34 protein-coding genes are annotated in these 24,780 nt (G+C 65.7%); 25 read left to right on the top strand and 9 right to left on the bottom strand.

All coding sequences use genetic code 11. From position 1 onward, the window contains the following. Nucleotides 1–6: 6 nt before the first annotated feature. Complete coding sequence (locus F9Z44_RS07435) at nucleotides 7–1,410, bottom strand: efflux RND transporter periplasmic adaptor subunit (RefSeq protein ID WP_159604861.1); 1,404 nt, start codon at nucleotides 1,408–1,410, stop codon at nucleotides 7–9. 204 nt (nucleotides 1,411–1,614) lie between these two features. Here F9Z44_RS07435 and F9Z44_RS07430 point away from each other — a divergent pair, with 204 nt between their 5' ends. The 3 genes from F9Z44_RS07430 to F9Z44_RS07420 are packed head-to-tail and all read left to right on the top strand — an operon-like array spanning nucleotide 1,615 to nucleotide 3,916. Continuing rightward, on the top strand, nucleotides 1,615–2,046 hold the full coding sequence (locus F9Z44_RS07430; protein WP_159604859.1) for a DUF2306 domain-containing protein: 432 nt from the start codon (nucleotides 1,615–1,617) through the stop codon (nucleotides 2,044–2,046). 38 nt (nucleotides 2,047–2,084) lie between these two features. After that, on the top strand, nucleotides 2,085–3,119 hold the full coding sequence (locus F9Z44_RS07425) for a sensor histidine kinase (protein ID WP_159604857.1): 1,035 nt from the start codon (nucleotides 2,085–2,087) through the stop codon (nucleotides 3,117–3,119). Next, nucleotides 3,116–3,916 carry a LytR/AlgR family response regulator transcription factor gene (locus tag F9Z44_RS07420; protein WP_159604855.1) on the top strand — a complete coding sequence of 267 codons (801 nt, stop codon included), beginning with the start codon at nucleotides 3,116–3,118 and terminating at the stop codon, nucleotides 3,914–3,916. The genes F9Z44_RS07425 and F9Z44_RS07420 overlap by 4 nt, the downstream gene beginning before the upstream one ends. A 6-nt stretch (nucleotides 3,917–3,922) precedes the next feature. Here F9Z44_RS07420 and F9Z44_RS07415 read toward each other — a convergent pair whose 3' ends face one another. Continuing rightward, nucleotides 3,923–4,399 (bottom strand): hypothetical protein, encoded by a 477-nt coding sequence (locus F9Z44_RS07415; protein WP_159604853.1) that lies wholly within the window; start codon nucleotides 4,397–4,399, stop codon nucleotides 3,923–3,925. A gap of 124 nt (nucleotides 4,400–4,523) precedes the next feature. Between F9Z44_RS07415 and F9Z44_RS07410 the strand changes: the two genes are divergently transcribed. Next, the gene (locus F9Z44_RS07410; RefSeq protein ID WP_159604851.1) at nucleotides 4,524–5,144 is read left to right on the top strand and encodes a DUF924 family protein; all 621 of its coding nucleotides are present in this window, start codon (nucleotides 4,524–4,526) and stop codon (nucleotides 5,142–5,144) included. Between the two features lie 3 nt (nucleotides 5,145–5,147). Here the strand turns inward: F9Z44_RS07410 and F9Z44_RS07405 are convergent, their stop codons facing one another. Next, complete coding sequence (locus F9Z44_RS07405; RefSeq protein WP_236574290.1) at nucleotides 5,148–6,380, bottom strand: DUF2157 domain-containing protein; 1,233 nt, start codon at nucleotides 6,378–6,380, stop codon at nucleotides 5,148–5,150. 146 nt (nucleotides 6,381–6,526) lie between these two features. Between F9Z44_RS07405 and F9Z44_RS07400 the strand changes: the two genes are divergently transcribed. The 6 genes from F9Z44_RS07400 to F9Z44_RS07375 all read left to right on the top strand — a co-directional run bounded on the left by F9Z44_RS07400 (nucleotide 6,527) and on the right by F9Z44_RS07375 (nucleotide 11,908). Further along, entirely contained in the window at nucleotides 6,527–8,368 is a 1,842-nt protein-coding gene (locus F9Z44_RS07400) for a glutamine--tRNA ligase/YqeY domain fusion protein (protein WP_159604849.1), read from the top strand. A 29-nt stretch (nucleotides 8,369–8,397) separates the two neighbouring features. Continuing rightward, nucleotides 8,398–9,534, top strand: coding sequence for a hypothetical protein (locus tag F9Z44_RS07395; RefSeq protein ID WP_159604847.1), 1,137 nt, complete (start codon nucleotides 8,398–8,400; stop codon nucleotides 9,532–9,534). A 160-nt stretch (nucleotides 9,535–9,694) separates the two neighbouring features. Next, complete coding sequence (locus F9Z44_RS07390) at nucleotides 9,695–10,102, top strand: phage holin family protein (protein WP_159604845.1); 408 nt, start codon at nucleotides 9,695–9,697, stop codon at nucleotides 10,100–10,102. Between the two features lie 28 nt (nucleotides 10,103–10,130). Next, nucleotides 10,131–10,421: a nucleotidyltransferase family protein gene (locus F9Z44_RS07385; protein WP_159604843.1), complete on the top strand. Its 291-nt coding sequence runs from the start codon at nucleotides 10,131–10,133 to the stop codon at nucleotides 10,419–10,421. Nucleotides 10,422–10,695: 274 nt separating this feature from the next. Further along, the gene (locus tag F9Z44_RS07380; RefSeq protein WP_159604841.1) at nucleotides 10,696–11,202 is read left to right on the top strand and encodes a helix-turn-helix domain-containing protein; all 507 of its coding nucleotides are present in this window, start codon (nucleotides 10,696–10,698) and stop codon (nucleotides 11,200–11,202) included. Beyond that, the gene (locus F9Z44_RS07375) at nucleotides 11,195–11,908 is read left to right on the top strand and encodes a nucleotidyl transferase AbiEii/AbiGii toxin family protein (protein ID WP_159604839.1); all 714 of its coding nucleotides are present in this window, start codon (nucleotides 11,195–11,197) and stop codon (nucleotides 11,906–11,908) included. The genes F9Z44_RS07380 and F9Z44_RS07375 overlap by 8 nt, the downstream gene beginning before the upstream one ends. 23 nt (nucleotides 11,909–11,931) lie before the next feature. Here F9Z44_RS07375 and F9Z44_RS07370 read toward each other — a convergent pair whose 3' ends face one another. Next, the gene (locus tag F9Z44_RS07370) at nucleotides 11,932–12,336 is read right to left on the bottom strand and encodes a RidA family protein (RefSeq protein WP_159604837.1); all 405 of its coding nucleotides are present in this window, start codon (nucleotides 12,334–12,336) and stop codon (nucleotides 11,932–11,934) included. Between the two features lie 125 nt (nucleotides 12,337–12,461). On the opposite strand from F9Z44_RS07370, the gene F9Z44_RS07365 reads away from it, so the two are divergent. From F9Z44_RS07365 to F9Z44_RS07345, 5 genes are all read left to right on the top strand, one after another. Beyond that, a complete protein-coding gene (locus F9Z44_RS07365) occupies nucleotides 12,462–13,397 on the top strand; it encodes a LysR family transcriptional regulator (RefSeq protein ID WP_159604834.1) in 936 nt (311 codons plus the stop codon). Nucleotides 13,398–13,405: 8 nt separating this feature from the next. After that, complete coding sequence (locus tag F9Z44_RS07360; RefSeq protein WP_159604832.1) at nucleotides 13,406–13,927, top strand: HugZ family pyridoxamine 5'-phosphate oxidase; 522 nt, start codon at nucleotides 13,406–13,408, stop codon at nucleotides 13,925–13,927. A 66-nt stretch (nucleotides 13,928–13,993) separates the two neighbouring features. Continuing rightward, entirely contained in the window at nucleotides 13,994–14,569 is a 576-nt protein-coding gene (locus F9Z44_RS07355; protein WP_236574289.1) for a nucleotidyltransferase domain-containing protein, read from the top strand. Further along, nucleotides 14,553–14,960 carry a hypothetical protein gene (locus tag F9Z44_RS07350; RefSeq protein WP_159604828.1) on the top strand — a complete coding sequence of 136 codons (408 nt, stop codon included), beginning with the start codon at nucleotides 14,553–14,555 and terminating at the stop codon, nucleotides 14,958–14,960. Before F9Z44_RS07355 ends, F9Z44_RS07350 begins: the two co-directional genes overlap by 17 nt. After that, on the top strand, nucleotides 14,961–15,287 hold the full coding sequence (locus F9Z44_RS07345) for a hypothetical protein (protein WP_159604826.1): 327 nt from the start codon (nucleotides 14,961–14,963) through the stop codon (nucleotides 15,285–15,287). On the opposite strand, the gene pcp is transcribed toward F9Z44_RS07345, so the two are convergent. After that, a complete protein-coding gene (gene pcp, locus F9Z44_RS07340; protein ID WP_159604824.1) occupies nucleotides 15,288–15,929 on the bottom strand; it encodes a pyroglutamyl-peptidase I in 642 nt (213 codons plus the stop codon). It lies immediately after the preceding gene. 17 nt (nucleotides 15,930–15,946) lie between these two features. Then, entirely contained in the window at nucleotides 15,947–16,495 is a 549-nt protein-coding gene (locus F9Z44_RS07335) for a pseudouridine synthase (protein WP_159604822.1), read from the bottom strand. Nucleotides 16,496–16,621: 126 nt separating this feature from the next. Between F9Z44_RS07335 and F9Z44_RS07330 the strand changes: the two genes are divergently transcribed. Continuing rightward, a complete protein-coding gene (locus F9Z44_RS07330) occupies nucleotides 16,622–17,071 on the top strand; it encodes an SRPBCC family protein (protein ID WP_159604821.1) in 450 nt (149 codons plus the stop codon). Here F9Z44_RS07330 and F9Z44_RS07325 read toward each other — a convergent pair. Then, on the bottom strand, nucleotides 17,002–17,838 hold the full coding sequence (locus tag F9Z44_RS07325) for a tRNA-uridine aminocarboxypropyltransferase (protein WP_159604820.1): 837 nt from the start codon (nucleotides 17,836–17,838) through the stop codon (nucleotides 17,002–17,004). The genes F9Z44_RS07330 and F9Z44_RS07325 overlap by 70 nt on opposite strands. A 127-nt stretch (nucleotides 17,839–17,965) precedes the next feature. Here F9Z44_RS07325 and F9Z44_RS07320 point away from each other — a divergent pair, with 127 nt between their 5' ends. Next, nucleotides 17,966–19,198, top strand: a complete 1,233-nt coding sequence (locus F9Z44_RS07320; RefSeq protein ID WP_159604819.1) for a diguanylate cyclase domain-containing protein — start codon at nucleotides 17,966–17,968, stop codon at nucleotides 19,196–19,198. 159 nt (nucleotides 19,199–19,357) lie between these two features. Then, nucleotides 19,358–19,750 carry a hypothetical protein gene (locus F9Z44_RS07315; protein WP_159604818.1) on the top strand — a complete coding sequence of 131 codons (393 nt, stop codon included), beginning with the start codon at nucleotides 19,358–19,360 and terminating at the stop codon, nucleotides 19,748–19,750. A gap of 15 nt (nucleotides 19,751–19,765) precedes the next feature. On the opposite strand, the gene F9Z44_RS07310 is transcribed toward F9Z44_RS07315, so the two are convergent. Together F9Z44_RS07310 and F9Z44_RS07305 are read right to left on the bottom strand one after the other, a co-directional pair. Next, on the bottom strand, nucleotides 19,766–20,443 hold the full coding sequence (locus F9Z44_RS07310; protein ID WP_159604817.1) for an SOS response-associated peptidase: 678 nt from the start codon (nucleotides 20,441–20,443) through the stop codon (nucleotides 19,766–19,768). Nucleotides 20,444–20,452: 9 nt separating this feature from the next. After that, the gene (locus F9Z44_RS07305) at nucleotides 20,453–21,115 is read right to left on the bottom strand and encodes a hypothetical protein (protein ID WP_162147750.1); all 663 of its coding nucleotides are present in this window, start codon (nucleotides 21,113–21,115) and stop codon (nucleotides 20,453–20,455) included. Between the two features lie 26 nt (nucleotides 21,116–21,141). On the opposite strand from F9Z44_RS07305, the gene F9Z44_RS07300 reads away from it, so the two are divergent. The 7 genes from F9Z44_RS07300 to F9Z44_RS07275 all read left to right on the top strand — a co-directional run bounded on the left by F9Z44_RS07300 (nucleotide 21,142) and on the right by F9Z44_RS07275 (nucleotide 24,775). Then, nucleotides 21,142–21,786, top strand: coding sequence for a DUF938 domain-containing protein (locus F9Z44_RS07300; protein ID WP_159604815.1), 645 nt, complete (start codon nucleotides 21,142–21,144; stop codon nucleotides 21,784–21,786). A 39-nt stretch (nucleotides 21,787–21,825) separates the two neighbouring features. After that, nucleotides 21,826–22,305, top strand: coding sequence for a tellurite resistance TerB family protein (locus tag F9Z44_RS07295; RefSeq protein WP_159604814.1), 480 nt, complete (start codon nucleotides 21,826–21,828; stop codon nucleotides 22,303–22,305). A gap of 109 nt (nucleotides 22,306–22,414) precedes the next feature. Then, nucleotides 22,415–22,894 (top strand): RcnB family protein, encoded by a 480-nt coding sequence (locus tag F9Z44_RS07290; protein WP_159604812.1) that lies wholly within the window; start codon nucleotides 22,415–22,417, stop codon nucleotides 22,892–22,894. Nucleotides 22,895–23,027: 133 nt separating this feature from the next. Further along, nucleotides 23,028–23,624 (top strand): thioredoxin fold domain-containing protein, encoded by a 597-nt coding sequence (locus F9Z44_RS07285; RefSeq protein ID WP_159604810.1) that lies wholly within the window; start codon nucleotides 23,028–23,030, stop codon nucleotides 23,622–23,624. Between the two features lie 66 nt (nucleotides 23,625–23,690). Further along, nucleotides 23,691–23,831: a hypothetical protein gene (locus F9Z44_RS22745; protein WP_201450024.1), complete on the top strand. Its 141-nt coding sequence runs from the start codon at nucleotides 23,691–23,693 to the stop codon at nucleotides 23,829–23,831. Between the two features lie 7 nt (nucleotides 23,832–23,838). Then, nucleotides 23,839–24,120 carry a DUF427 domain-containing protein gene (locus F9Z44_RS07280; protein ID WP_159604808.1) on the top strand — a complete coding sequence of 94 codons (282 nt, stop codon included), beginning with the start codon at nucleotides 23,839–23,841 and terminating at the stop codon, nucleotides 24,118–24,120. Nucleotides 24,121–24,232: 112 nt separating this feature from the next. Next, a complete protein-coding gene (locus F9Z44_RS07275) occupies nucleotides 24,233–24,775 on the top strand; it encodes a DUF4399 domain-containing protein (protein WP_236574288.1) in 543 nt (180 codons plus the stop codon). Nucleotides 24,776–24,780 lie beyond the last annotated feature (5 nt).

The following is a 24,780-nucleotide window of genomic DNA, read 5'->3' as shown; positions in this document are numbered from 1 at the left end:
ACGGGTTCAGAAAGACATGCGCGGACCACTGCCGCGCGCGGGCGTGGTGGCAGCATTCACACCGGTGACCACTGTCGCGCCCTCCACCACCGCTGGTGCGGCCGGTCCGTCGGGTCTCACCATGATCTCGGTCGAGGTGCCGTCGGTCACCCCCAGCCGAACGTTGTAGGCCGATGGCTCGCCCTTGGCGTTCAGCACATAGATACGGCCTCGCGAAGACACACCACCACGACCACCACCGGGTGCACCCACACCAGGCGGTCGGGCAGTGGCCGGGGCACCTGCGGTGCTCGCTGCGCCAGTTCGGGGTGGAGTGCCAGCCGTTGCAGGCGCATCGGCGGGGCTCTCGGGGGCTGGCGCGGGCTCGACACCCGCGATGCGCACCCGCAAGGCAGCGTTGGGAACCTTCAGCACCGACTCGCGCGACTCGGTGACCACGCGCACATTGGCCGTCATGCCCGGCAGCAGGCGACCATCGGCGTTGGAGAAGCCCACCACGGCCACGTAGGTCACGACACTGGAGACGTTGGTGGCGGCCTTGCGCACCTGGCGCACCTCACCTGCGAATTTCTGCCCGGGGAACGCATCCACGGTGAAACTGGCCTTCAGCCCGGGCTGGATGCGGCCCACGTCGGCCTCGTCAATGTTGGCGTCCACCTGCATGTCGGAGAGGTTCTGCGCGATCACGAACAGCTCGGGCGCCTGCAGGCTGGCGGCCACGGTCTGGCCCTTCTCCACGGTGCGCTTGATCACGATGCCGTCCACCGGCGAGGTGATGCGGGTGCGCGAGAGATCGATGCGCGCCTGCGCCAGCGCCGCTTCGCGCTGCGCCACGTTGGCCTGCGCGCTCTTGATCTGCGCCTCGCTCACACCCACCAGCGCCTGCATCGCCTTGAGCGATTCCTGGGCCGACGTCAGCACGGCGCGCGTGCGGTCGGCTTCGCTCTGCGCAATGAAGCCTTGTGCCACCAGGCTCACGTTGCGCTCGTGGGTGCGCTGCGCCTCGGCCAGATCGGACTGCGCGCGCGACACATTGGCCCGGCTCGACGCCGAGTTGGCCACGGCGATCTGCACCGCGGCGCGCACCGCATCCACATCGGCCTGCGCGGAGCTCACACGGTATTCAAAGGTCTGGGAGTCGATCTCGGCGATCAGCTGACCGGCCTTGACCTCGGTGTTGAAGTCCACATACACCGCGCGCACCTGGCCCGAGACCTGGGTGCCGACCGAAACCTGCGTGACCGGGTTGACCGTGCCGCTGGCCGACACGCTGGCCTGCAGCGGTCCGCGCTCGATGGCCGCCGTGCGGTACTGCACCGCCGATTGCGCGCTGCGCTGGCTCCACCACCAGCCGCCACCAGCCACCAGGGCCAGCACCACCACACCCGAAATCCACGTCGTCTTTTTCATCGGTCCATTGTAGGAAAGGGGGTCGCGCTTTGATCGCTGCGGGGTATCTGCCGGGTTTCACTTGCGTAAAGCGCGGCCCCGGGCGCTGCATGTCGCGCCGTCGGGCAGGCGTTTCACGCCACCGCAGCCCGGGTTCGTCGCAAGGCGCTGGGCCTTAGGCCCACCTGCCCGCACAGTGCGCTCACCCAACCACCGGAGACCGCCATGTCACTCACACCCCTGATCGCCGTTCACATGACCGCCGCCATCGCCGCCCTGGTCATCGGCCCCGTCGCCCTGTGGGCGCGCCGTGGCCACGCCCGCCGCCAGCCCCGCAGCCAGCGCCCCCGGCTGCACCGCGCCGCAGGCTACGCCTGGGTCACGCTGATGCTGATCACAGCCCTGTCTGCCATCTTCATCAGCAACCCCGCCGTGCCCAACATCGCCGGCTTCTCGGCCATCCACCTGCTCATTCCCGTGGTGCTGGGCAGCCTGTTCATCGCGTTCCGGCAGCTGCTGCGCGGCAACGTGGCCGGCCACCGCAAATCCATGCTGTCGCTCTACATCAGTGCCTGCCTCATCGCCGGCCTGTTCACCCTCGCCCCCGGACGCTTCCTGGGCCACCTGGTCTGGGGGCAGTGGCTGGGCCTGGTGTGACCAGTCCCAGGGCTGCGGCCTTGCGGGATACTGCGACCATGCCGCCGTTCAAGCCCGCCACCATCGTTCGCCGAGCGCTGGCGACCATGGTGTTCAACACCGTCATCGCCTCGGCCATCACCGTGGTCAGCGGCGACACCTTCGCGGTGAACCTGCTGTATTCGCAATGCATCGGCCTGCTGATCTGGGGCCTGATCGACGGCGGGCGCTTCGTGCTGCTGGCCAGCGGCTGGCCCGGTGCCCCCGCCATGACCGCGCTGGTGGTGTGCGCGGTGCTGGTGGCCTACCCCCTGGGCAGTGCCGGCGCCAACCTGCTGCTGGGCCGCGAACTGCTGGTGGGGCTGAACAACTTCCCTCGCGCCACGCTGGGCTTCGTGCTCATGTCGCTGTCGGCGGGCGGATTTGGCACGTATTTCTTCACCAGCCGCGAGCTGCTGACCCGCGCCCGGCTGGCCAGCGAAGAAGCCCAGCGCCAAGCCACCGAAGCGCGCCTGAAGTTGCTCGAATCGCAGCTGGAGCCGCACATGCTGTTCAACACGCTGGCCAACCTGCGCGCGCTCATCGGCACCGACCCCGAACGCGCGGTGGCCATGCTCGACCGGCTCAACGACTTTCTGCGCGCCACGCTCACGGCCTCGCGCGTGGACGCCACCACCGGGCGCCACAGCCTGGCCGACGAATTCGCGCGGCTGCGCGACTACCTCGAACTCATGGCCGTGCGCATGGGCCCGCGCCTGCGCTACACGCTCGATCTGCCCGAGGCCCTGCGCGACCAGAGCGTGCCGCCCCTGCTGCTGCAGCCGCTGGTGGAAAACTGCATCCGCCACGGGCTGGAGCCCAGCAGGAATGGCGGCGAGATCCGCGTGAGCGCGCGCCAGGGCGCCAGCGGCCTGGCGCTGGAGGTGAGCGACACCGGCGTGGGCTGCGTGGCCGAACCCACGCCCGGCTTTGGCCTGAGCCAGGTGCGCGAGCGCCTGGCCACCGCCTTTGCAGGCCAGGCCCGCATGGACTGGCACAGCCAGCCCGGCGGCGGCACCCGTGCCCTGCTCACCCTGCCCCTGCCGACCCCATGAACGCCACCGCCCTGATTGCCGAAGACGAGCCCCTGCTGGCCCAGGCCCTGCAGGCCGAGCTGTCACGCGCCTGGCCCGAGCTGGCGGTGGTGAAGGTGGTGGGCGACGGCCAGACCGCCGTGGAACAGGCCTTGGCCCTGCGGCCCGATGTGCTGTTTCTCGACATTCGTATGCCCGGGCAGAGCGGGCTGGAAGCCGCCGCCGAACTGGCCGAGGAATGGCCCGACGACCACCCGTTTCCCGCGCTGGTGTTTGTCACCGCCTTTGACGCCTACGCCGTGCAGGCCTTCGAAACGCAGGCGGTGGACTACCTGCTCAAGCCGGTGCAGCCCGAGCGCCTGCGCCTGACCGTGCAGCGCGTGCAGGCCTTGCTGGCCCAGCGCCGGCCAGCCACCGGCCCGCTGGAGGCCACGCTGGAGCAACTGCGCAGCCTCATGGCCCACCCGGACACGCAGCCCCCGGTGGCCCGCCTGCAGGTGATCCCGGCCAGCGTGGGCCAGAGCATCCGCGTGGTGCCCGTGACCGAGGTGCTGGCGTTTGAGGCGGCCGACAAATACGTGCGCGTGCTGCTGGCTCAGGGCGAGGTGCTCATCCGCACGCCGCTGAAAGAGCTGATGCCCCAGCTGGACCCGGCCGTGTTCTGGCAGATCCACCGGGGCACCGTGGTGCGGGCCGACGCCATCGACACCGTCACCCGGAACGAGGCTGGGCGCATGAGCCTGAGCCTGAGGCTGCGCACGCGAACCGAAGCGTTCGCGGTGAGCCGGCTCTACGCGGACCGGTTCCGGGCGATGTGAGGATGCTCAGCGGTAGCCGCGACGGCCGTCGTCGTCATCGTCCCAGCCGCGCCCATCGCGGTGGCCATGGTGGCGGTGGCGAGGGCCGTGGCCGTAGCGGCGGTCATCCCAGCGCGGGCCGTAGCCCCAGCCGGCGCGGTAGTACGGGCGCGGTTGCACATAGACGGGCTGTGGGTACACCACCACCGGGCGCGGTTGCACCACGATCGGGCGCTGGTAATACGGGCGGCGCTCTTCATAGACGGGGTACCGCTCTTCGTACACCGGGTAGGGGCTGCCGTACACAGGCGGGTAGTTGGACACCCCCACGGCCACGCCCGGCGAGCTCACGCCGATGGACCAGGAAAGGTTGTTGTCCCGCGCATGGGCTTGCGTGGCGACGGTGGACACAGCCCAGGCGCCGGTAGCCAAGGCGGCCAGCGAGAGGCCACGGGCCCAGGCGGAGGTGCGTGCCCAGTGGGCGTTGAGTGAAGACGTTTTCATGTTGGGCTCCTGGAGTCAGGTGGGGCAGGCAGCAGGGTTTTGGTTACCCTGTGACTGCATTACAAGGAATTCCACGCCCAGCCATACCGCATGCCACGTCAAAGTGGTTGCCAGACGTAACCCCATGAACACCCCATCTCCACCCCCAGCCGCCCTGGATGTGCTCGATTTCTGGTTTGGCGACGGCCTGCAGCTTGACTGGCCCTCGCAAGACCGCAACGAACGCTGGTTTGGCGGCGGCGCGGCGCAAGACGACGCCATCCGCCAGCGCTTCGGTGAACTGGTCGGCATGGCGCTGGACGGCGGCCTCACCGACTGGGAGGCCGAGCCACGCGCGCGGCTGGCGCTCATCGTGCTGCTCGACCAGCTCTCGCGCAACGTGCACCGAGGCCAGCGCCGCGCCTTTGATGGCGATGCCCGCGCCCAGCGCCTGAGCCGCCGCTCGCTCGCCGAGGGCATGGACACCACGCTCACGCCGGCCGGCTGTGTGTTCCTCTACATGCCGCTCATGCACGCCGAAAACCTGGAACTGCAAGAGGAATGCGTGGCGCGCTTCCAGCGGCTGGTGGACACCAGCCCCGACACGCTGCGCGACACGCTCGCCAGCAACCTGCGCTTTGCCGTGGTGCACCGCGACATCGTGGCGCAATACGGCCGCTTCCCGCACCGCAACGCCGTGCTCGGGCGCACCTGCACGCCGGAAGAAGACGCGTTCCTGAAAGACGGGCCGCGCTTCGGGCAGTAAGGGTCAGCCGGCTGCCAGTGGCTTCAACGCAGCGGGCAGCCAGCTGGCCAGCCGCGCATGAATGGCGGCCTCGCGCCGCTGCCACCAGAGGCCCAGCGCCACCACGCCCAAGCCCAGCAGCGTGAGCGCAAACGGGAACAGCAGGCTGTCTGCAAACACGCGGTGCGACAAATAGCCCAGGTAAACCGCCACGCCGATGGCGCCGAGCACGGTGAACACACGCCGGCCGATGGCCGCGCCGAGAAACACGAGGCCCACGTTGATGAGCGCGTAGATGAACTTGTTGAGCTCCGAGTCGCTGTCTCGCAGGCTCATACCGCCCCAGAACATGATGGCGCCGAAGAGGTAAAGCCAGAAGGCGAAATCTTGCCGGTTCAGCGGGTGCGTGGCGGCGCGCGTGCGCAGGTCAACCCACACAGCGATGGCGCAGGTGGCCAGGCCAAACAACAGCGACACGTCGCGCGTGAACTGCCAGTCGAAGCCTTCTTTCTGCATGAGCATGTGGGCCACGTCCATGTTGAGGTACCAGAGCGTCACGGCCACCGGCATCACCATGAACGGCAAACGAAAGCGCCAGAGCATGACGACCGCCGCCGCCAGCGTGGCCAGCTCCAGCGTGAGCCAGCGCCAGTCGATGTAGCGGTGGTAATCCCGGTAACTGTCGTGCGCGCCGTCGGGCCACAGGCCCAGCCCAACCTGCAACGCCCAGGTGGCCAGCGGCACCAGGCACACAGCCAGCGTGGCCAACACACCGGCCGGCGTGCGCAGGCGCTGTTTCATGAGGTTGCGCGCCACCAGCAGCGCGCCCACCAGGTAGCCCATCGACAAGGCAAACACGCCCCAGGCTCCGAACAGTTCCCAGCCCAGTGTCATGAACAGCGTCATGGCGCCGATGGCCAGCATGCCGCCGAAGTAATACAGCGTGTTGGTGAACGAGAAGCTCGGTCCGGGCGCCACGCCGGGCATGGGCGCCATGGGCACCCCCGACGGCAAGGGCTGCGCGGCCGGCGGCGCCAGCTCGGCCGCGCTCACGCGCTGGTCGCTCCCTGGCGAGGCCCACGAAGCCCACAGCGCATGCGCCTCGCTCGGCACGATGGCGCCGCGCTCCACGGCGGCCTCAATGTCGGCCCAGCCCAGGCGCACGCGCACCGAGGGCAAAAACACGTCTTCGGCCTGCGTGATCTCCCACGGCAGGGACTCTTCACTGGGGATGGTTTCTGGGTGTTCGTTGTGCATGTGGTGTGTGCCCCGGGGGGTTGCCTCGACTCCGCGACAACGATACCGGAGTCCACCCCCGCCAAGCTTGTGCGCCATGACCATTCAGCCCGCGCCACAGACCGTTGGCACCGAGGTGAAACGCACCACGCCCCTAGAATGCCTTGATGAGCTCCAACACCCCCCCCAGCAAGCCATCCAGCCCCACCGCCAACGCCCCCGCAGAGGGCGAACACAAGGTCAGCAACTTCCTGCGCCAGATCATTGAAAACGATCTCGACAAAGGCACCTATGCCAGCCGCCGCTGGGCCGGCACCCCGGGCGACGCCGCGCACCACGCCGCCGGCCAGCCCGACCCCGCCAAGATCCGCACCCGCTTCCCGCCCGAGCCCAACGGCTATCTGCACGTGGGCCACGCCAAGAGCATCTGCCTCAACTTTGGCCTGGCACGCGACTACGGCGGCGTGTGCCACATGCGCTTTGACGACACCAACCCCGAGAAGGAAGACACCGAGTACGTCAACAGCATCCTGGACGCGGTGAAATGGCTCGGCTTCAACTGGGAAGCCAACGGCCAGAGCCACCTGTTTCAGGCGAGCGACTACTTCGGCTTCATGTACCGCGCGGCCGAGTACCTCATTGAAGCCGGCCACGCGTATGTGGACGAGCAGACCGGCGAGCAGATGCGCGCCGCGCGCGGCGACTTCGGCAAGCCCGGCACCGACAGCCCGTTCAGAAGCCGCACCCCCGCGCAGAACCTGGCGCGGTTTCGCGAAATGCGCGACGGCCAGCACGAAGACGGCAGCATGGTGCTGCGCGCCAAGATCGACATGGCCTCGCCCAACATCAACCTGCGCGACCCCGCCATCTACCGCATCCGCCGCGCCACGCACCACAACACGGGCGACACCTGGTGCATCTACCCCATGTACACCTTTGCGCACCCCATTGAGGACGCGCTGGAGCAGATCACCCACAGCATCTGCACGCTGGAGTTTGAAGACCAGCGCCCGTTTTACGACTGGCTGATGGACCGCCTGTGCGAAGGCGGGCTGCTGGCGCACCCCGCGCCGCACCAGTACGAATTTGCCCGGCTCAACCTGACCTATGTGATCACCAGCAAACGCAAGCTCGCGCAACTGGTGTACGACCACAAGGTGAGCGGCTGGGACGACCCGCGCATGCCAACCATCGTCGGCCTGCGCCGGCGCGGCTACACGCCCGAGAGCATCCAGATGTTTGCCGAACGCATCGGCGTGACCAAGAGCGACAGCTGGATCGACTACAGCACGCTCGAAGGCTGCCTGCGCGAAGACCTGGAAAACAAGGCCCACCGCGGCATGGCCGTGCTCGACCCCGTCAAGCTGGTGCTCACCAACTGGGCCGAGGCCTTCGGCTCAGACGGCTACACGGAAGACTGCACCCAGCCCGCCCTGCCCCACCACGCCGTGCCCGAAGGCCAGACCCCGCCGCCCGAGCGCGTGTTCAAGATCGGCAACCAGGTGTGGATCGAACGCGAGGACTTTGAAGAAGTGCCCCCCAAGGGCTACAAGCGCTTGTTCCCTGGGAACGTGGTGCGCCTCAAAGGCGGCTACGTGATCGAGTGCACCGGCTGCGAAAAAGACGCCAGCGGCACCGTGACCGCCGTGCACGCCAAGGTGATCCCCGGCACCAAGAGCGGCACCCCCGGCGCCGACAGCGTGAAAGCCAAAGCCGCCATCACCTGGGTGAGCGTGGCCGACGGCGTGCCTGCCGAAGTGCGCCTGTACGACCGCCTGTTCAGCGACCCCCAGCCCGACGCCGGCGGCAAAGACTTCATTGAAGCGCTCAACCCGAACAGCCTGAAAGTGGTGACCGCCTACGTGGAGCCGTCATTGGCTGCGGCGAAACCGGATGAGAAGTTCCAGTTTGAGCGGTTTGGGTACTTTGTGGCGGATCGGGTGGATCATGTGGCGGGGAAGCCGGTTTTTAATCGGGTGACGGGGTTGAAGGATTCTTGGGGCAAATAGACTTTTATCAAACCTAGAGGGGGCCATCAATGGAACTGTCGCGTTTTCACAGAATAATTAATCAAATAGCCGTAGACTACAAAAAAGGAAACGTCGACAGTCATTTAGTTACGCTAACTAGTCTGCTTGCCTCACTAGCCGCAAATCCAGGCAACCCACAAGTTGGTCAATCATTCAAGGATCACCTAGAAATTGTACGCCAAACATTGACTCAAAGTGACCTTAATGAAGCGGAAGGCGAATTAGCCGAAACACTACTATCACATGACTTGGCAGGATATGTGGGGAGCGAGCTATTTCAAAAGATTATGAACCTGCTGGGACAAAATCAGTTAACTCCAAATCTTGCGGCTCCAGAAATTGAAAAGTTGCGCCTTGAAATAGCGAAGAAATTTAACGCCGTTTCAGCAATCGACAATGCATTTACAGAACTTCAAGTTGAATACTGGGAGTTGGATGATGGCCAAACCGAGATGGTTATTCGACTACCGATAAAGGAAGAAACAAAAACGTTAGGGGACCTAGCCAAAGAGTCCAAAGATTGGAATCAGATCTGCCGCGATGTAACGGAGACTTTTGATGAGGGACAGAATCGAGTGACCATTCGTTCAGTCGCTTCAGGATCAATTTTGCTCTACCTCGCAGCTACTGCAGCGTTTATTTTTGGCATGGCAAAATGTCTTAAGGGTGTCAATCAAATTTTGGCTGAAGTTATAACCATGAAGGCGCTTTACGCCAAACTGGTAGATTCAAAAGTCCCCGATTCGATTTTGAATGACTTTGAAGCTCACAATAGCGGAAAGGCGAAAACCGATCTTGAGAAACTGGCTTCATCCTTGGTGGATGAGTACTACCAAGGAACTGATGAAGGCCGGAGGCATGAATTAAAGAATAGTCTTTCCATATCCTTGACCAGACTTTCCCAAAAACTTGCAACCGGCGCGTCTGTAAATCTTAGGCTATCAAAACCTAAAAAACCAATTATTGTAGATGGTGAAGAACCGACACCAGAGCAATCAACAACACTAAAGCAAATAGAGTACTTTGAACAAGTGCAAATTGAAGTTGATTCAAGCAAAACAGCACTTGACTACAGGGAGCATGCGAATGAGTTGGTTGCGGCACTTCCACCACCACTAACTGAAGAATCAGAAAAGCCCGCATAGCAGCGAGGCGTTCCTGCTACTCAAAATCTCCATATTCATTGCTGGTTAGATGTAAGCCACATTCTCCGAAAAGAAATAGAGCACAGCCGTATCGAAACCATCGCGACCGAACCAACCACAACAACGGCTCGCGAGAATCTTCACTCATGAAATTGTCCACATGCTCGCCAACCTCACCCCCTTCCTCCTCCACTGGGCCATCACCGCCCTCGCCCTGTGGGTGGCGAGCCATTTGTTCAAGGGCATCCGGTTCGGCAGCACCTCGGCGCTGGTGGTCTCGGCCCTGCTGCTGGGGCTGGCCAATGCGGTGGTGAGGCCGCTGCTGGTGGTGCTCACGCTGCCCTTGACGCTGCTGAGCTTTGGCCTGTTCCTGCTGGTGATCAACGCGCTGATGCTGTTGCTGGTGGCCAAGCTGGTGGACGGCTTCAAGGTCGACGGGTTCTGGACGGCGTTCTGGGCCAGCCTGTTCATCTCGCTGCTCAGCCTGGTGCTCGGCGCCTTCGTGCTGGGCGGCTCGCCCGACTTCACCATCGAGACCAGCCCGGCGCCGGGGTCGGTGTGGCTGTGAGGCGCGGCCCGTCGATACACTCGCCCACATGCGCCCCTCTCAAGCACTTTCCCAACACCGCGACGCCGTTTGCAAGGCGGCGCTGCGCTACCACGTGAGCAACCCGCGCGTGTTCGGCTCGGTGCTGCAAGGTGCAGACACGGAGGGCAGCGACCTGGATCTGCTGGTGGACCCCCTGCCGGGAACCACGCTGTTTGACCTGGGCGGCCTGCAAGACGAGCTGGAGCAATTGATGGGCCGGCACGTGGATGTGCTCACGCCCAAAGACCTGCCGCCCAAGTTTCGCGCACAGGTGCTGGCCGAAGCCCGCCCGGTATGAGCGAGAACTGGCTTCCTGGCTGACGGGATCGATTGAAACGGCGGTCGAAGTCAACAGTTTCTGGACGACGTTTTGGGCCATCCCGCGCCGTCAATATCCACGGTGCCATGCATCCCGCCATATCCCAACACCGCTCAGGGATCGCTGCCATCTGCCAGCGCCACGGCATTCACCGGCCGGAAGTGTTCGGCTCGGCCGCCCGAGCCACTCCGCAGAAGCCAAAATTGTTTCTCAAACTTGACAAAATAATCATTTTGATCAGAATGAGAAACAAATGCCAGCTCACGCACCGCCTCCTTCAGACCAAAGCACCGCTCAGTTGCAAGCCCTGGGCGAGCAGATTCGCGCGCGCCGCAAAGCCCTTCGGGTGAGCAGCACCGCGGCGGCAGAGGCGGCGGGCATGTCGCGGGTGACGTTGCACCGCATCGAGAAGGGCGAGCCGTCGGTGGCCGGCGGCGCCTGGGCCAACGCCATGGTGGCGCTGGGCATGACGCTGCTGGCCAAAAACACGGAGGACGCCGACGTTTCCAGCGCGAGCCCGGTCGACCTCACCGACTGGATACCGGTGCGTGTGCGCCTGGCGGACTACCCGCAGTTGAAGGCCTTGGCATGGCAGGTGCACGGCACCGACACGCTCACGCCCATGGAGGCCCTGGGCATCTACGAACGCAATGTGCGCCATCTGGACACTGCCGCCATGTCTCCCGAAGAGCAGGCACTGCTGCAGGCGTTGCGCACGGGTCTCGGGGGTGGCGCGTCGGTGGGCATGTCCAATGTTTGAGCGCCCGCATCATCAGCGCGTTGCGCATGTGCTGGCCGCGCTGGACGGCGATGCGCTGCGCCAGTTCGGGAGTCTCTTTGGCGGTGGCACCTGCATTGCCCTGCGCTACGGCGAGTACCGCGAATCGGTGGACATCGACTTTCTGGTGTCTGACGCTTCGGGCTACCGGGAACTGCGTCAGTTGCTCACCGGCCCGGAAGGGCTCAACGCCTTAGTGCGGCCAGGCGCCCAGCCGCTGGAGGTGCTGCGCGAAGTGCGCGCCGACCAGTACGGCCTGCGCACGGCGGTGCATATGGACGGCCAGGCCATCAAGTTCGAAATCGTGCGCGAGGCACGCATAACACTGGAAGCACCGAGCAAGGACGACGTGGTGTGTGGCATCCAGACGCTCACGCCGCTGGACATGGCAGCGTCCAAACTGCTGGCCAATTCAGACCGGTGGGCAGACGACAGCGTGTTCAGCCGGGACGTGATCGACCTGGCCATGATGGGCCTGCCTTTACCCCTGCTTCGCCTGGCACTGGCCAAGGCCGAAAAGGCGTATGGCCCAGCGGTGGCGCGGGACCTGACCAAGGCCATTGACCGCCTGCAAGAGCGCCAAGGCTGGCTGGAGCGCTGCATGCTGGCCATGGCCATGACGCTGCCCAAGGCAGTGCTCTGGCAGAAGATTCGCTCGCTGCGCAAGCTGCTCCTCAAACCAGTCTGAACCCGGCCCGCTGGCCACGCAGATCAGGCCGCCATGGCCTCCGGCAGCTTCGCAATCACCTTGATCTCGAAATCAAAGCCGTAGAGCCAGGTCACGCCCACGCCGGTGAGCGTGGGGTACGGTGCGTCGCCCCAGTGACCGGTGAGCTCTGTCCAGATGGTTTCAAACTTGGGCTCGGGGTCGACGATGAAGACAGTCACATCCACCACGTCCTTGAAGGTGCAGCCGGCGGCCGAGAGGATGGCGTTCAGGTTGTCGAACGCGCGCTTCACTTGCGCTTTCAGCTCGGGCTCGGGCGAGCCATCGGGGCGGCTGCCCACCTGCCCCGAGACGAACAAAAAGCCGTTGGACCGGATCGCGGGCGAGTAGCGGTTTTTTTCATACAGCGCCTGGCGCCCGGCCGGAAAAACAACATCACGTGCAGACATGGAAGACCTCTTGAGAGTGGTTGCAATGGGTGGACTCTAGGCACCGGCGGCCCAGGGATAAACAGGCCAGTCGCACAATGACTGTTTGAGATTCCCAAACAATCAACCCGGCGCGAGGAACCGACATGGACCGTTTCGATGCGATGCAGGCCTTTGCCCGTGTGGTGGAAGCCGGCAGCTTCACCAAGGCGGCACAGACGCTGCACATGAGCAAGACCACGGTGACGCAGCTGGTGCAACAGCTCGAAGCGCGGCTGCGCGTGAAGCTGCTCAACCGCACCACGCGGCAGGTGAAGATCACCGCCGATGGCGCCGCTTATTACGAGCGCGTGGTGCGCCTGCTGGCCGACATGGAAGACGCGGACACCAGCCTCTCCAGCGCCTTGGCCGCGCCGCGCGGGCGCCTGCGTGTGGACGTGCCCAGCCCGCTGGCCCGCCTGATCCTGATGCCGGCGCTGCCAGCCTTTCACGCGCGCTACCCCGAGATCCAATTGCACATGGGCGTGAGCGACCGCATGGTGGACCTGATCGGCGACAACGTGGACTGCGTGTTGCGCGGCGGCGAGATCACCGACCCGTCGCTGGTGGCCCGCCACGTGGGCGACCTGCCGCTGGGCGTGTATGCCGCACCGGCCTACCTGCAGCGCGCCGGAACGCCGCGGCACCCCAGTGAGCTGGAAGACACCCACCACCGCACGGTGGGCTACCTGCGCGCGCGCAGCGGCACGGTGGCGCCCATGGGCTTGCACCGCGATGGCGAGCGCATCCATGTGCAGGGGCGCCATGTGGTGGCGGTGGACGACGGCAACGCCTACCTCGCGGCCGGCGTGGCGGGCATGGGCGTGTTGTGGCTGCCGCAGTACATGGCCCAAGCCCACGCAGCACGCGGCGAACTGGTGCCGCTGTTCGACGGCTGGCAATTCGATGCGATGCCGATGTATGTGGCCTTCCCGCCCAACCGCCATGTGAGTGCGAAACTGCGGGCCTTCATCGACTGGGTGGTGGAGCTGATGGCGGTGCATGCGCCGCTGGCTTCGCGGCCGGGCAAACCCAATTCCTGACAAGCACCATGGACGCCTCCGACTCCGCTGCTTTGATGTCTCTGCTGCGCACGCAGCCCGTGGCCTCGCTGGCCACGCTGCACAAGGGCGCGCCCGCCGTGTCCATGGTGCCGTTTGCGCTGCTGCCCGACGGCGCGGGCTTCGTCATTCATGTGAGCCAGCTGGCCACCCACACGCAGGACATGCTGCAGAACCCGGCGGTGGCGCTGCTGGTGACGGCGCCGCTGGCCGCTGCAGACTCACCGCTGGCCCTGCCCCGCGCCAGCGTGCAAGGCCGGGCGCGGCAGTGCCCGCCAGACTCGCCCGGGTACGAGCAGGCGCGCCAGGCTTACCTGGCCAAACTGCCCGACGCCGAGCCCTTGTTTTCGTTTGGGGACTTTTCGCTCTTCATCATCGAGCCCGAATCACTGCGCTGGGTGGCCGGCTTTGGACGGGCCATGTCGCTTGTGGGTGAGCGCCTGCGGGCTGTCGTGAGTGGCGACTGTGCTCGTATGGCTGGATGTTGTGCTTCACCGATAAACCCCAAATAAGGTACTATCGGACCCAATTTGGGTATGAATATAAACACTCCTCTCCCTTCCGGTACAGCCGACGCCTTGTTTCCAAAGGTCCGGCAACGGGTACTGGCCGTCCTGTTTGGCACACCGGACCGCAGCTTCTACGCCAATGAATTGATCGCGATTGCTCAGTCGGGCAAGGGTGCTGTGCAGCGCGAGCTAGCGGGCCTGTGCGAGGCAGGCCTCATCACAGCGCGCAAACAGGGCAACCAGAAGCACTACCAGGCCAACGTGGCTTCTCCGGTGTTTGCCGAGCTGCGAGGGCTGGTGCTCAAGACCATGGGGCTGGGTGATGTGTTGCGTGCCGCGCTGGCGCCTCTGGCGCCAACGATCCAATTGGCTTTTGTGTTTGGCTCCATGGCCAGCCAACAGGACACTGCGCAAAGCGACGTGGACCTTTTGATCGTGAGTCCCAGTCTGCGCTATGGGGAGGTGTTTGGCGCACTGGAGACCGCCAGCCAAACGCTGGGGCGCACGGTGAACCCCACGATCTATACCCCCGAGGAGTTTGAGCGACGTGCAGCCCAAGACAATGCGTTCGTCACACGTGTGATGCAACAGCCCAGGATATGGCTGATCGGCGAGGAGGAGCCGACCCATGACACAACCACTTGAAAACTTGAGCGGTCCCGGCAGGGCCCTGAAAGCCGAGGCACCGGATGACAACGAAACATCGGGCTTGATACGCACCGGTACAGCAAGGTTGGCAGATGCGCGCAACGCCGCGCTGGCGCTTGAAAGTCGTTTCGACCTGGCCTACAACGCGGCTCACGCCCTGTGCCTGGCGGCCTTGCGCCGCAAAGGGTTTCGAGCGAGTAACCGCTACATCGTCTTTCAGGTCCTTCCCCACACGCTGGGCCTGGGGCCAGAGGTTTGGCGCGTGCTGGACCTGTGCCACAACAAACGCAACCTCGGCGAATACGAGGGATTGATGGAAGTGGACGAGCGTCTGGTGACCGATCTGATCGCGGCGGCAGAGCGGGTTGCAAAGGCCTTGAACGCGTAGATGGCCCGCCACCCCCACCACCACGTCTACGTGATCGAGCTCTCCAGAGACGTGCTGCTCGAGCCTCGCTTCCGCAAGAACAACCCGGGTTATGTGGAAGGCAAGCCCTGCGTGTACGTGGGCATGACGGGGCTGGACCCGGACGTGCGGTTTGACAAGCACAAGGCGGGCATCCAGTCGAACGCGTATGTGATGAAGTACGGCCTGCGCTTGTTGCCCGATCTGTACGAGGGCTTCAATCCGATGAAGTACGCCGACGCGGTGGACAAGGAGATCGAGGTCGGGATCGACCTGCGCTCGGCGGGCTTCGGGGTCTGGCAGGCCTGATCAGTTCGTGGTGCCCGCACCGAGCGCCGTGTCTTGCCCCACCAGCATCGCGCAGCGCACCGCCAGCCGCAGCCCTCGCACGATGTCGTCCAGCAGCATGCTGGGTGTGCCCTGCTCCGGCAGCCAGGGCACGTGCACAAACCCGCCGCGCGTGTGCTTCAAGCCTCGCTGCGTGGCCAGCGCGTGCATCAACCCGTAAAACACGTGGTTGCAGACGAAGGTGCCGGCGGTCTGCGACACCTCGGCCGCCACGCCCTCGGCTTGCAGCGCGGCCAGCATGGCCTTGATGGGCAGGCTTGTGAAATAGGCCGCCGGAGCGCCGGGCTTCACTGCCGTGTCCACAGGCTGCGCCCCGGCGTTGTCGGCGATGGGCGCGTCGTTCACGTTGATGGCCACGCGCTCCAGCGACAGCGCGCTGCGCCCGCCGGCCTGGCCCACGCAGACCACCAGCGCGGGCCGGTGCACTTTCAACAACGCGTTCAGTTCATGCAGCGATGCGTCAAACACGGTGGGCAGCTGTGCGGCCACCACCGTGTGCCCGCGGATCTGCCGGCCGTGCAGCGCTTTCACGGCCAGCCAGCTGGGGTTCAGGGCAGCGCCGCCGAAGGCGTCAAAACCGGTGAGCAGGATCTTCTTCGTCATGGGTTGAACCGGCGCATTCAGCCGCGCAGGGCGCCGGGCGCCAGGTCTTGCAGCGCGTGCGGCCCGATGGCCGCGCGGATGAGGCGCAGCGTGGGGTGGCGCACGGCGGCGGTCATGCGGCGCACCTGGCGGTTGCGGCCTTCCGTGATCACCAGCTCCAGCCAGCTGGTGGGGATGGACTGGCGAACGCGCACGGGTGGATTGCGGTCCCACAGCGCAGCCGGCTCGGACATGGCGCGCGCGCGGGCCGGGCGGGTGGGGCCGTCGTTGAGCTGCACGCCCTGGCGCAAGGCCGCCAGGGCGGCCTCGTCTGGCACGCCCTCCACCTGCACCCAGTAGGTTTTTTCCATCTTGTGGCGCGGATCGCTGATACGGGCCTGCAGTTGGCCGTCGTTGGTCAGCAGCAGCAGGCCCTCGCTGTCGGCGTCGAGCCGGCCGGCCACGTAAACGCCCGGGATGTCGATGAAGTCTTTGAGGCCGCGCCAGCGCCCCTCAGGGGTGAACTGGCTCAAGACGCCATAGGGCTTGTTGAAACAGATCAAGCGAGAAGCGGGGGCCGTAACCATGGCGGGCAGCTTAGCACCGGGTCTGCGGCGCGCTTGTCGAAAACCGGCCAACGACTTCGTCGTGAAGGGGTGGACACGAGCGATCTCTGCGCCTCAACATCAACCACCCCTTGAAAGGACCTCACGATGACCACCGGCACCGTCACCCTGCACCGCGTATTCGCAGCACCGCCCGAGCGTGTGTACCGCGCCTTTCTCGACCCCGACGCCATGGCCAAGTGGTTGCCGCCGCACGGCTTCACGGGCCGGGTCCTGGAGATGAACGCTACCGTCGGTGGCAGCTACCGCATGCAGTTCACCAACCTGAGCAATGGTCAGGTACACGTTTTCGGCGGCAGGTACCTGGAGCTGGTCCCCTTTGAGCGCATCGTCAACACCGATGTGTTCGATGACCCCGGCCTGGCGGGCGAGATGCGCACCACGGTCACGCTCAAGGCGGTGTCGGTGGGCACCGAGATGCATGTGGTGCAGGCGGGCATTCCCGCCGCCATTCCGGTGGAGGGTTGTTACCTGGGCTGGCAGGACTCGCTGCAACTGCTCGGGTTGCTGGTGACGCCCGAGATTCCGGCCGGATAAAGGGCTGGGTCCGAAACAGCCAGCGCGCGCAGTCGCTGGTGTGGCTCGCTCTCGCGGTCGAGCACCACGCTGCGTTTGGCGCTGAGGTAGTGCGTGGTGAACACGTCGAGCCAGGCCGCCAGGCTCTGTGCAGCGTGGGTCTCGCCGGCCAGCGCCAGGCACAGCGCCGCCACCTCCGAGGTGCAGAAATGGCTCTCGCGCGCGGAGCGCCGCAGCCGGTAGTTGGACACCTGATCGGGGTGCAGGCTGAGCACGGGCAGCGCATCCAGATAGGGGCTCTTGCGAAACATCTTGCGGGCTTCGGACCAGGTGCCGTCAAGCAACACGAACAGCGGCTTCCTGCCCCCTTGCCCGGCGGGCGGCAGGTCGGTCACCACCCGCTCGGGCGACACAAATTCACCCGGAAAGACCAGCACGGGCTGCCACTGCGGGTCGGCCAGCAGGGCCAGCAGACCCGGCTCTACCCCGGTGCGGGTCCAGCCAAAGGCCCAGGTGTCGGCCACCACATCGGCCACCAGCCAGCCGGTGTTGCTGGGTTTGAGGGCCTCGATGTCACCCATGACCAGGCACACCCCGGCGCGCGTGGCCACCCTCGGACGCAAGGCGCACAGGCAGTGGCTGGCGATGAGACGGCAGCCGGCGCAACGCCCACCGCCCGAGCCCCGGGCCACGAAGGGTTTGGCGCTGGCGGCCAGGCGCCGGGCTCGCAGGTGGGAGACGGCGTGGCCGGGGCAGGTTTCTGGCGCTGGGGCCAACACAAAGGTCATGGCCCGACTGTAGGCGCATCGCCCAGGGTGGTTTTGGTGAAAAAGCCGGGGGCGAAATGCGTCTGCGCTGTTTCCAGTGTGACAAATGTCTCAGGGCATTTGCCCCCAGCCCACCACAATGCGCCGGATGCCTGTAACTGAAACTGCTGTGTGGTCGGCCATGCTGGGGGGCTTGTTGACCTTGTCCGCCGTGGCGCTGGGCGACGCGCTGGCCAGCCGCTCCAGGGGATCGTTGCGCAACCTGCTCTTCGTGTTGATCGCTGGCGCCAGTTGTGTGGTCATGACGGGTCTGCCCGAGGTGTTTTTTCCGGAGATGCCCGAGCGCTTGATGATGGTTCTCAAGGCCAGCCTGGGGCCGCTGGCGGGCGCCATGGCGCTGTACTTTCTGGGCACCTGGCTGGGCGGTGTGCGCGAAGACGCGCTGGTGCACAACCTCACCGCGCTGGGCGGCACGGCCATCTTTCTGGTGGCGCTGGCCCTGACAGCCATGTCCCTGCAGGTGGACCCGACGGATTTCCATGCGCTGCTCATGCTGGCGGCCACGGTCAACCTGATACCGGTGCTGCTGGGCCTGGTGGCGGTCATTCGCGCGGCCAAGCTGGGCGACCCGCTGGCGCGCTGGATGGGTGCGGGCATGGTGTGCCTGGCGGTCGCCACGGTGGGGCTTTATGCGCGAGGCTTGAGCGTGCAGGGGCTGGGCCTGGGCACCTGGCTGGCCACCGCCGTGTTCACCCTGGCCTATTTCCTCATCGCGTCGGTGCTGGGCCTGGTGCGCAACCGGTACAACCGCGAACTGGCACGCCTCGCGCGCCTGGAGAAAGGTGTGGAGCCCGCCACGGGCCTGCCCACCGGGGCGGCGCTGCTCTCCGAGGTCGAACACGTTTTCTGGCGCGCGGCGCGACGCGGCGGCGTCTGCACCGTGGTCTGTCTGCATGTGAGCAACCTGTATGAGCTGGCCGATGCACCCGGACGAGGTACGGAACACCAGATCCTCACGACGCTGGCGGCCCGGGTGCGCCGCGCGGCGGGCTTTCGGTGCGTGGTGGGGCTCTACCACCCGCGTTGCTTTGTGGTGGTGCTCTCCAGCGACAAGGTCAACAAGGCGGCATTCGAGACGTTGACCCGCCTGCGCTCCACTGTGGCCATGCCACTGTCCGTGATGGATGCGAAGCAGACCTACCAGCCGTTCACACCCCAACTGGGCATGGGGGTGATCACGCTCGAACCCGACGGCTCCTCGCCGATGGAGGTGATCAACCAGGCCGAACGCCGTGCCCTGGCCGAGGTGGGCGAAGCCCGGGAGTCGTCCCACCCCCGTTCGCAGCACGACATCGACACGGCGCCGGGGACGCTGCTGTGATGGCAGCCACGCGGCATCAGCCGTAAGTCTTCAATGCGCGGGGAGCCTTAAGTCAAAGCGTTTCCTCGTTCCAGCGACGGCGTGCGGTCAGCCGATGGCGGGCCTGCTTCGTCGGGCCGTGGTGCCGCACAGCGCCGTACCAAGGCACCATACGCAGGCATGTCACACAAGCTCGATCTCCCGCCAGAGGCACCCGCTGCGCCGCGCAAAACCGTACGGCGCAAACACGACCCGCTGCTGGTCAACGGTGTGAGCGCTCTGGTGGCGGGCGGCGGTCTGTGGATGATTTCGCTGGCCATGAGCGACGAGGCGACGTTCAAGGTCGCTGCAAGGGCTTTGCTGGCACCGGCCTGGATGGCGCTGGCGGTGGGTGTGGCGCTCCTGCTGCTGCATGTGGTGATCAAGCGGCGAACCCGCATTGAAGCCGCGATGCTGTTGCGCCAGCACTCCCGGTTTCTAGAACCCATGCCCCCGGTGCTCAACCTGCCCAGGCGCAGGTCTGTCGCGCCGTCGGCACACCACAAACGTCCACAACCCGCGAGCGTCGAATGAACGCCCGCCACAGCCTCACTTCTGCACCGGATTCGCGGTGAGCAAGGCGGCGGAATAGGCCCGCATGAACTCGCGCGCCTTCTCGGGGTGGGACGCGGTCAGCCAGGCGGTGTAGGCGCCCTCGTTCAAGATGGCCGGCATGCGTTTTTCGCTGCCGGGTTGGCCGTAGCGGTGCATCAGGGCGTGGCTGTTGGCGTTCACCGTGAGCAGGCAGAAGCTCACGATGACCTCGTCTCCCGCCCCTTTCCAGCATTCCCACAAGCCCGCCACGCCCATGGGCTTGCCGTCCACCCGGGTGATGCGCGTGGGCACGGCCTTGCCGCTGCGAAAGTCGTCTTCCCGAAACGACATCATGGGCACGACGCAGCGCCGCGCGCCAAGCCACGCTTCGCGGAAATTGTTGGAGGTGGTCACGATCTCCGAGCGCGCATTGACCAGCTTGGTCGAACGCAGCTTGGCATCTGACGCCGACTTGACCCAGGTGGGCACCAGGCCGAACTGGCCCGCGACGAGCTCGAAGGTGGGCTTCTCGGGCTCAGCGCCCTCGGCGGCCGGCGCGGTGGCCGCCGACCGGATGAACAGGCCCGGCTTGCGTGGCCACACATCGCGCCCGGCGGGCGTGTCGGGTGCGGGTACGTTGAAGGCGTCGGGGTACAGGCTGGCGAGCTGGAGGCTCTCGAAGTGGGTGCTCATCGACCCATGCTAGCCGATGGCGCCACAGAGTTCGCGCTCCAGCCCCGCCGCATCGGCCTTCCAGCGCGCGGCCAGTGCGTCGCCCATCGGCATGTCGGCCTGGTGGCGCAGCAGGCGCGTGACTTGCGCTGGCTGCGCCGGCGCTTCATTGGCCACCTCGAAGCGGTAGCGCACCCCGCGCGCGGTGTATTGCGTGCCGGTGCTGAGCGTCACCGCCTCCTCGAACCGTGTGCCCTGCAACCGCAGATGGCCCAGGTACACCGTGGTCCCCGGTGCGCGCGGCACGCACATCACCAGGCGAGGCCACAAGACGCGCCTGTCGTCGGCGGTCGTTCCAATGCCGATACTGGAGATCACATACGCCCCCGGCGTCACCAGCCAGCGAAAGGCGCCGTCCTCGTTGGCCACCTGGGGAAACACATGCGGATCGCCCGTGGTGAGGCTGAGCGCCATCATGGGCGGCGCAGGCCAGGCTGGTGCAAACGCACCATAGGGGGCCATCAAGCGGCCATCGATGACGTAGTTGATGCGTCCGGTGACCACGGTGAGCGCATCGCTGGACGTCTGGTCGTCGGGGGCGCGGGAGCTGAAGTTGAGGGCGCAGCCCGACAGCGAGGCGAACAGCACCAGCAGGGTGAGCAAGGACTTCATGATGGTCACGGATTTTGCCAAGGCACCAGCTGGACCACAATCGACTGATGACCACCCTGCCCTCCAGCCCCGCCGCCGACCGCAACAAGCAGCCCATTCTGGAAACCCTGCAGCGGGTGCTGCCCGAGCGCGGCATGGCGCTGGAGATCGCATCCGGCACGGGACAACACGCCACCTGGTTTGCCGCCGGTCTGCCCGGCTGGCAGTGGCAGCCCACCGACCTGCAATCAACCGCGATGGTCACCATCGCCGCCTGGATCGAACAGGCGGGCGCACGCAATGTGCTGCCGCCCATGCGGCTGGACGTGATGTGCGAACAGTGGCCCGACGAGGGCGATCTGTTTGGTGAAGCGTTCGGCGAGACCTTTGACGCCGTCTACTGCGCCAACATGCTGCACATCGCTCCCTGGGCCGCGTGTGCCGGGCTCATGCGCGGCGCGGCGCGCGTGCTGGCGCCCGGCGGTGTGCTCATCACCTACGGCCCCTACCTTGAAGACGGTGTGCCCACTTCGCCGGGCAATCTCGCGTTTGACGAGAGCCTACGCAACACCCACCCGGACTGGGGCATCCGCCACCTCGCCCAGGTGGCGCAGCAGGCGCAGGAGGTCGGGCTGCACCTGCGCGAGCGCCACGCCATGCCGGCCAACAACCTGCTGCTGGTGTGGAGCCGGGAACCAACGGACCCCGCCTGAGCTCCATCCCGCCTCTCTTGCTCGCCCGATCACCAGCCCATGCTCAACAACCTCAAAGACCTGTTCGACAACCTCGTCGCAAGCCTCACCGCGCCGGCCGGCGCCCAGCTGCCCGCCGAGCAGGAGCACACGCTGCAACTGTCCACCGCCGTGCTGCTGGTGGAGGTGATGCGGGCCGATCCCGATGTGAAGGCCAGCGAGCGCGATGCGGTCATCAACGCGCTGCGGCGCAAGTTCGCGCTGGCCGACGACGAGCTGGATCGCCTGATGGAACTGGCCCACGAGACCGCCCGCACCGCCTACGACTACCAGCGATTCACCGGCCTGATGAACGAGCGCTTCACCCAGGCGCAGAAGATCAGCGTGGTCGAAGCCATGTGGGAAGTGGCGTTCGCCGACCAGCACCTCGATGCCAACGAGCACCATGTGATCAGCAAGGTGGCGGGTCTGCTGCATGTGACGCACGGTGAATACATTGCGGCCAAACTGCACGCCCAGGCCGCTTCTGGCGGCCACTGAGGCTCGCACAACCAGCTACCGAACTTTGCCTGCGCAGCGGGGCGCATTTACGCGGCAGATACATGGAGAGCACAACATGAAGGCTCACCAACCCCCAGGAGTCACCTCCATGAAACCCCGAAATCTTGTTGTGTACGCCATCGCTGCCGCCACGCTGAGCGTCAGCTCCCTGTCCTTCGCGCAGGGTTATGGCCAGGGCGAGCGCTTTGACGCACCCAGGATGCAGCGCGTGGACGACCGTCGTGATGATCGACGTGACTTCCGCGAGGACCGCCGGGACGATCGGCGCGACTTCCGGCAGGAGCGCCGCGAAGACCGCCGCGACTACAGGCACGACCGCCGCGCCGACCACCGCGACTACCGCCATGGCGCACAACCCCGCTACTACTACCAGGCCCGGGGCCCGGAGTTCCAGCGCGGTCGCTACATCCCCTACGAATACCGCAGCCGCCAGTACGTGGTGGTGAACCCCCGGCAGCACCACCTGTACGCACCGCCGCGCGGTCAGCAGTGGGTGCAGGTGGGGGGCGACTATGTGCTGGTGGCCATCGCCACCGGCCTGATCGTCAACCTGATCCTCAACAACTGACCAAGCGCCAGACCCACGCTGCCCCAGGCGCAGCGCAACCGTGCAAGCGGGGGCGCTGCGCCTCTTTCGTGGAGCGCGTCACTGGCCTGGTCTGCGATGATCCGGTCCACCGTTCAACAACGCCGAGTCCGCCATGAAATTCCGACACCTCGCCCTGCCCCTGATCGCCTCGCTGGCCCTGCTTTCGGCCTGCTCGAAGCAAGACGCCACCGGCACCCCGACCAGCGCGGCCGACACGGCGCCGATCCCTGCCGCTCAGGCACTCGAGGTGCTGGCGGCACAAGGCAAGGGCTTCACCGCCGGCACGCTCATGAGCGCCAATGCGGTGTACGTGCTGTTCGACGCGCAATGCCCGCACTGCGGCCATTTGTGGGAGTCGTCCTTGCCGCTGCAGTCCAAGGTCAAGTTCGTCTGGCTGCCGGTGTCCTTGCTCAACGCCAAGAGCGCGCCGCAAGGTGCCGCGATCATGACGGCGGCCAACCCGGTCGAGGCCATGACGGCGCACGAAAAATCGCTGCTCGCCGGCCAGGGCGGCACGGCGGCCTCGGCCAGCATCGCACCCGAGGTGGAAGCCGCCATCAAGGCCAACACCGCACTGCTCGATCGCCTGGGCGCCACCTCGGTGCCCTTCGTGGTGGCGAAGAACCTGCGCACCGGCGCGGTGGTCACCAACGCGGGTTCGCTCGACACCGAGCCACTGGCCAAACTCCTCGGCCTCGGGCAGCCTTGAAGCCCGGTTTTGTGGCTTACCATCGCACGGTCGAGCCGCCTTCGCGGCTGTTGAATGGAGACCGCCATGGGCAAGGAACAGCGCAACGAAAAACTGTCGAAAAAGCCGAAAAAGGACACCTCCGCGCCCAAGGGCCCGGTCACGTCCGACCGGCCCATGCCGCCTGTGACGGCAGTGGCGCCGCGCGGCAAGGACAAGAACAAGTGAGCCTGGCATGAAGGCCACCTGGAACGGCGCCGTGATCGCCGAGAGCGACGACACGGTGGTGCTTGAGGGCAACCACTACTTTCCCGAGAGTTCGCTCAACCGCGACCATGTGACCTTCAGCAACCACCGCACCAGCTGCCCCTGGAAGGGCCAGGCGAGCTACTACTCGCTGCTGGTCAACGGTGAGCTCAACAGCGACGCGGCCTGGTACTACGCGGACCCCAAGCCCGAAGCCGACGAGATCCGCGGGCGTGTCGCCTTCTGGAAAGGCGTGAAGGTCGCGCCCTGACGCACCGGCATGCCGGGGTCGCAATGACCCCGGCCGGCGCTGGGCGACTGCCTTGCGCGCCCAACCCGGGGCGTATCCTGAGTGGCACAACAACCACGCCAGGAGACTCCCCATGATCCCATCCCCGCGCACCGCGCACCTCGGCCTGATGGCAGCCACCCTGCTCGTGCTGGCCGGCTGCGCCAGCCGCGACCACGCGGCCATGCACGCCATGCACCACGGCAGCTCGATGAGCACCGCGGCACCCACGGCACCAGCCCAGATCTCGGCCAGCACACCCGCGCTGTCTTCGGGCTACAAGAAGGTGGCCTCGGCACCCGAAGCCAAGGTGTATTTCATCAACCTCTACAACGGTGCGACCGTGAGCAACCCGGTGAAGCTGGTGTTTGGTCTCAGCGGCATGGGCGTGGCCCCCGCCGGCGTGGAGAAAGCCGGCACCGGCCACCACCACCTGCTGGTGGATGTGGCCGCTGTCGATGCCAATGCGCCACTGCCCGCCAACGACCAATACCGCCATTTCGGCCTGGGCCAGACCGAGGCCAGCGTGGAACTCAAACCCGGCACCCACACCTTGCAGCTGATCGTGGCCGACCAGAACCACATCCCGCACCACCCAGTGGTGATCAGCGAGCGCATCACCATCACGGTGAAGTGACGCGC

The organism is Hydrogenophaga sp. PBL-H3 (assembly GCF_010104355.1).
Taxonomy (GTDB): Bacteria; Pseudomonadota; Gammaproteobacteria; order Burkholderiales; family Burkholderiaceae_C; genus Hydrogenophaga.
This window is presented reverse-complemented; position numbering and strand designations above follow the sequence as displayed.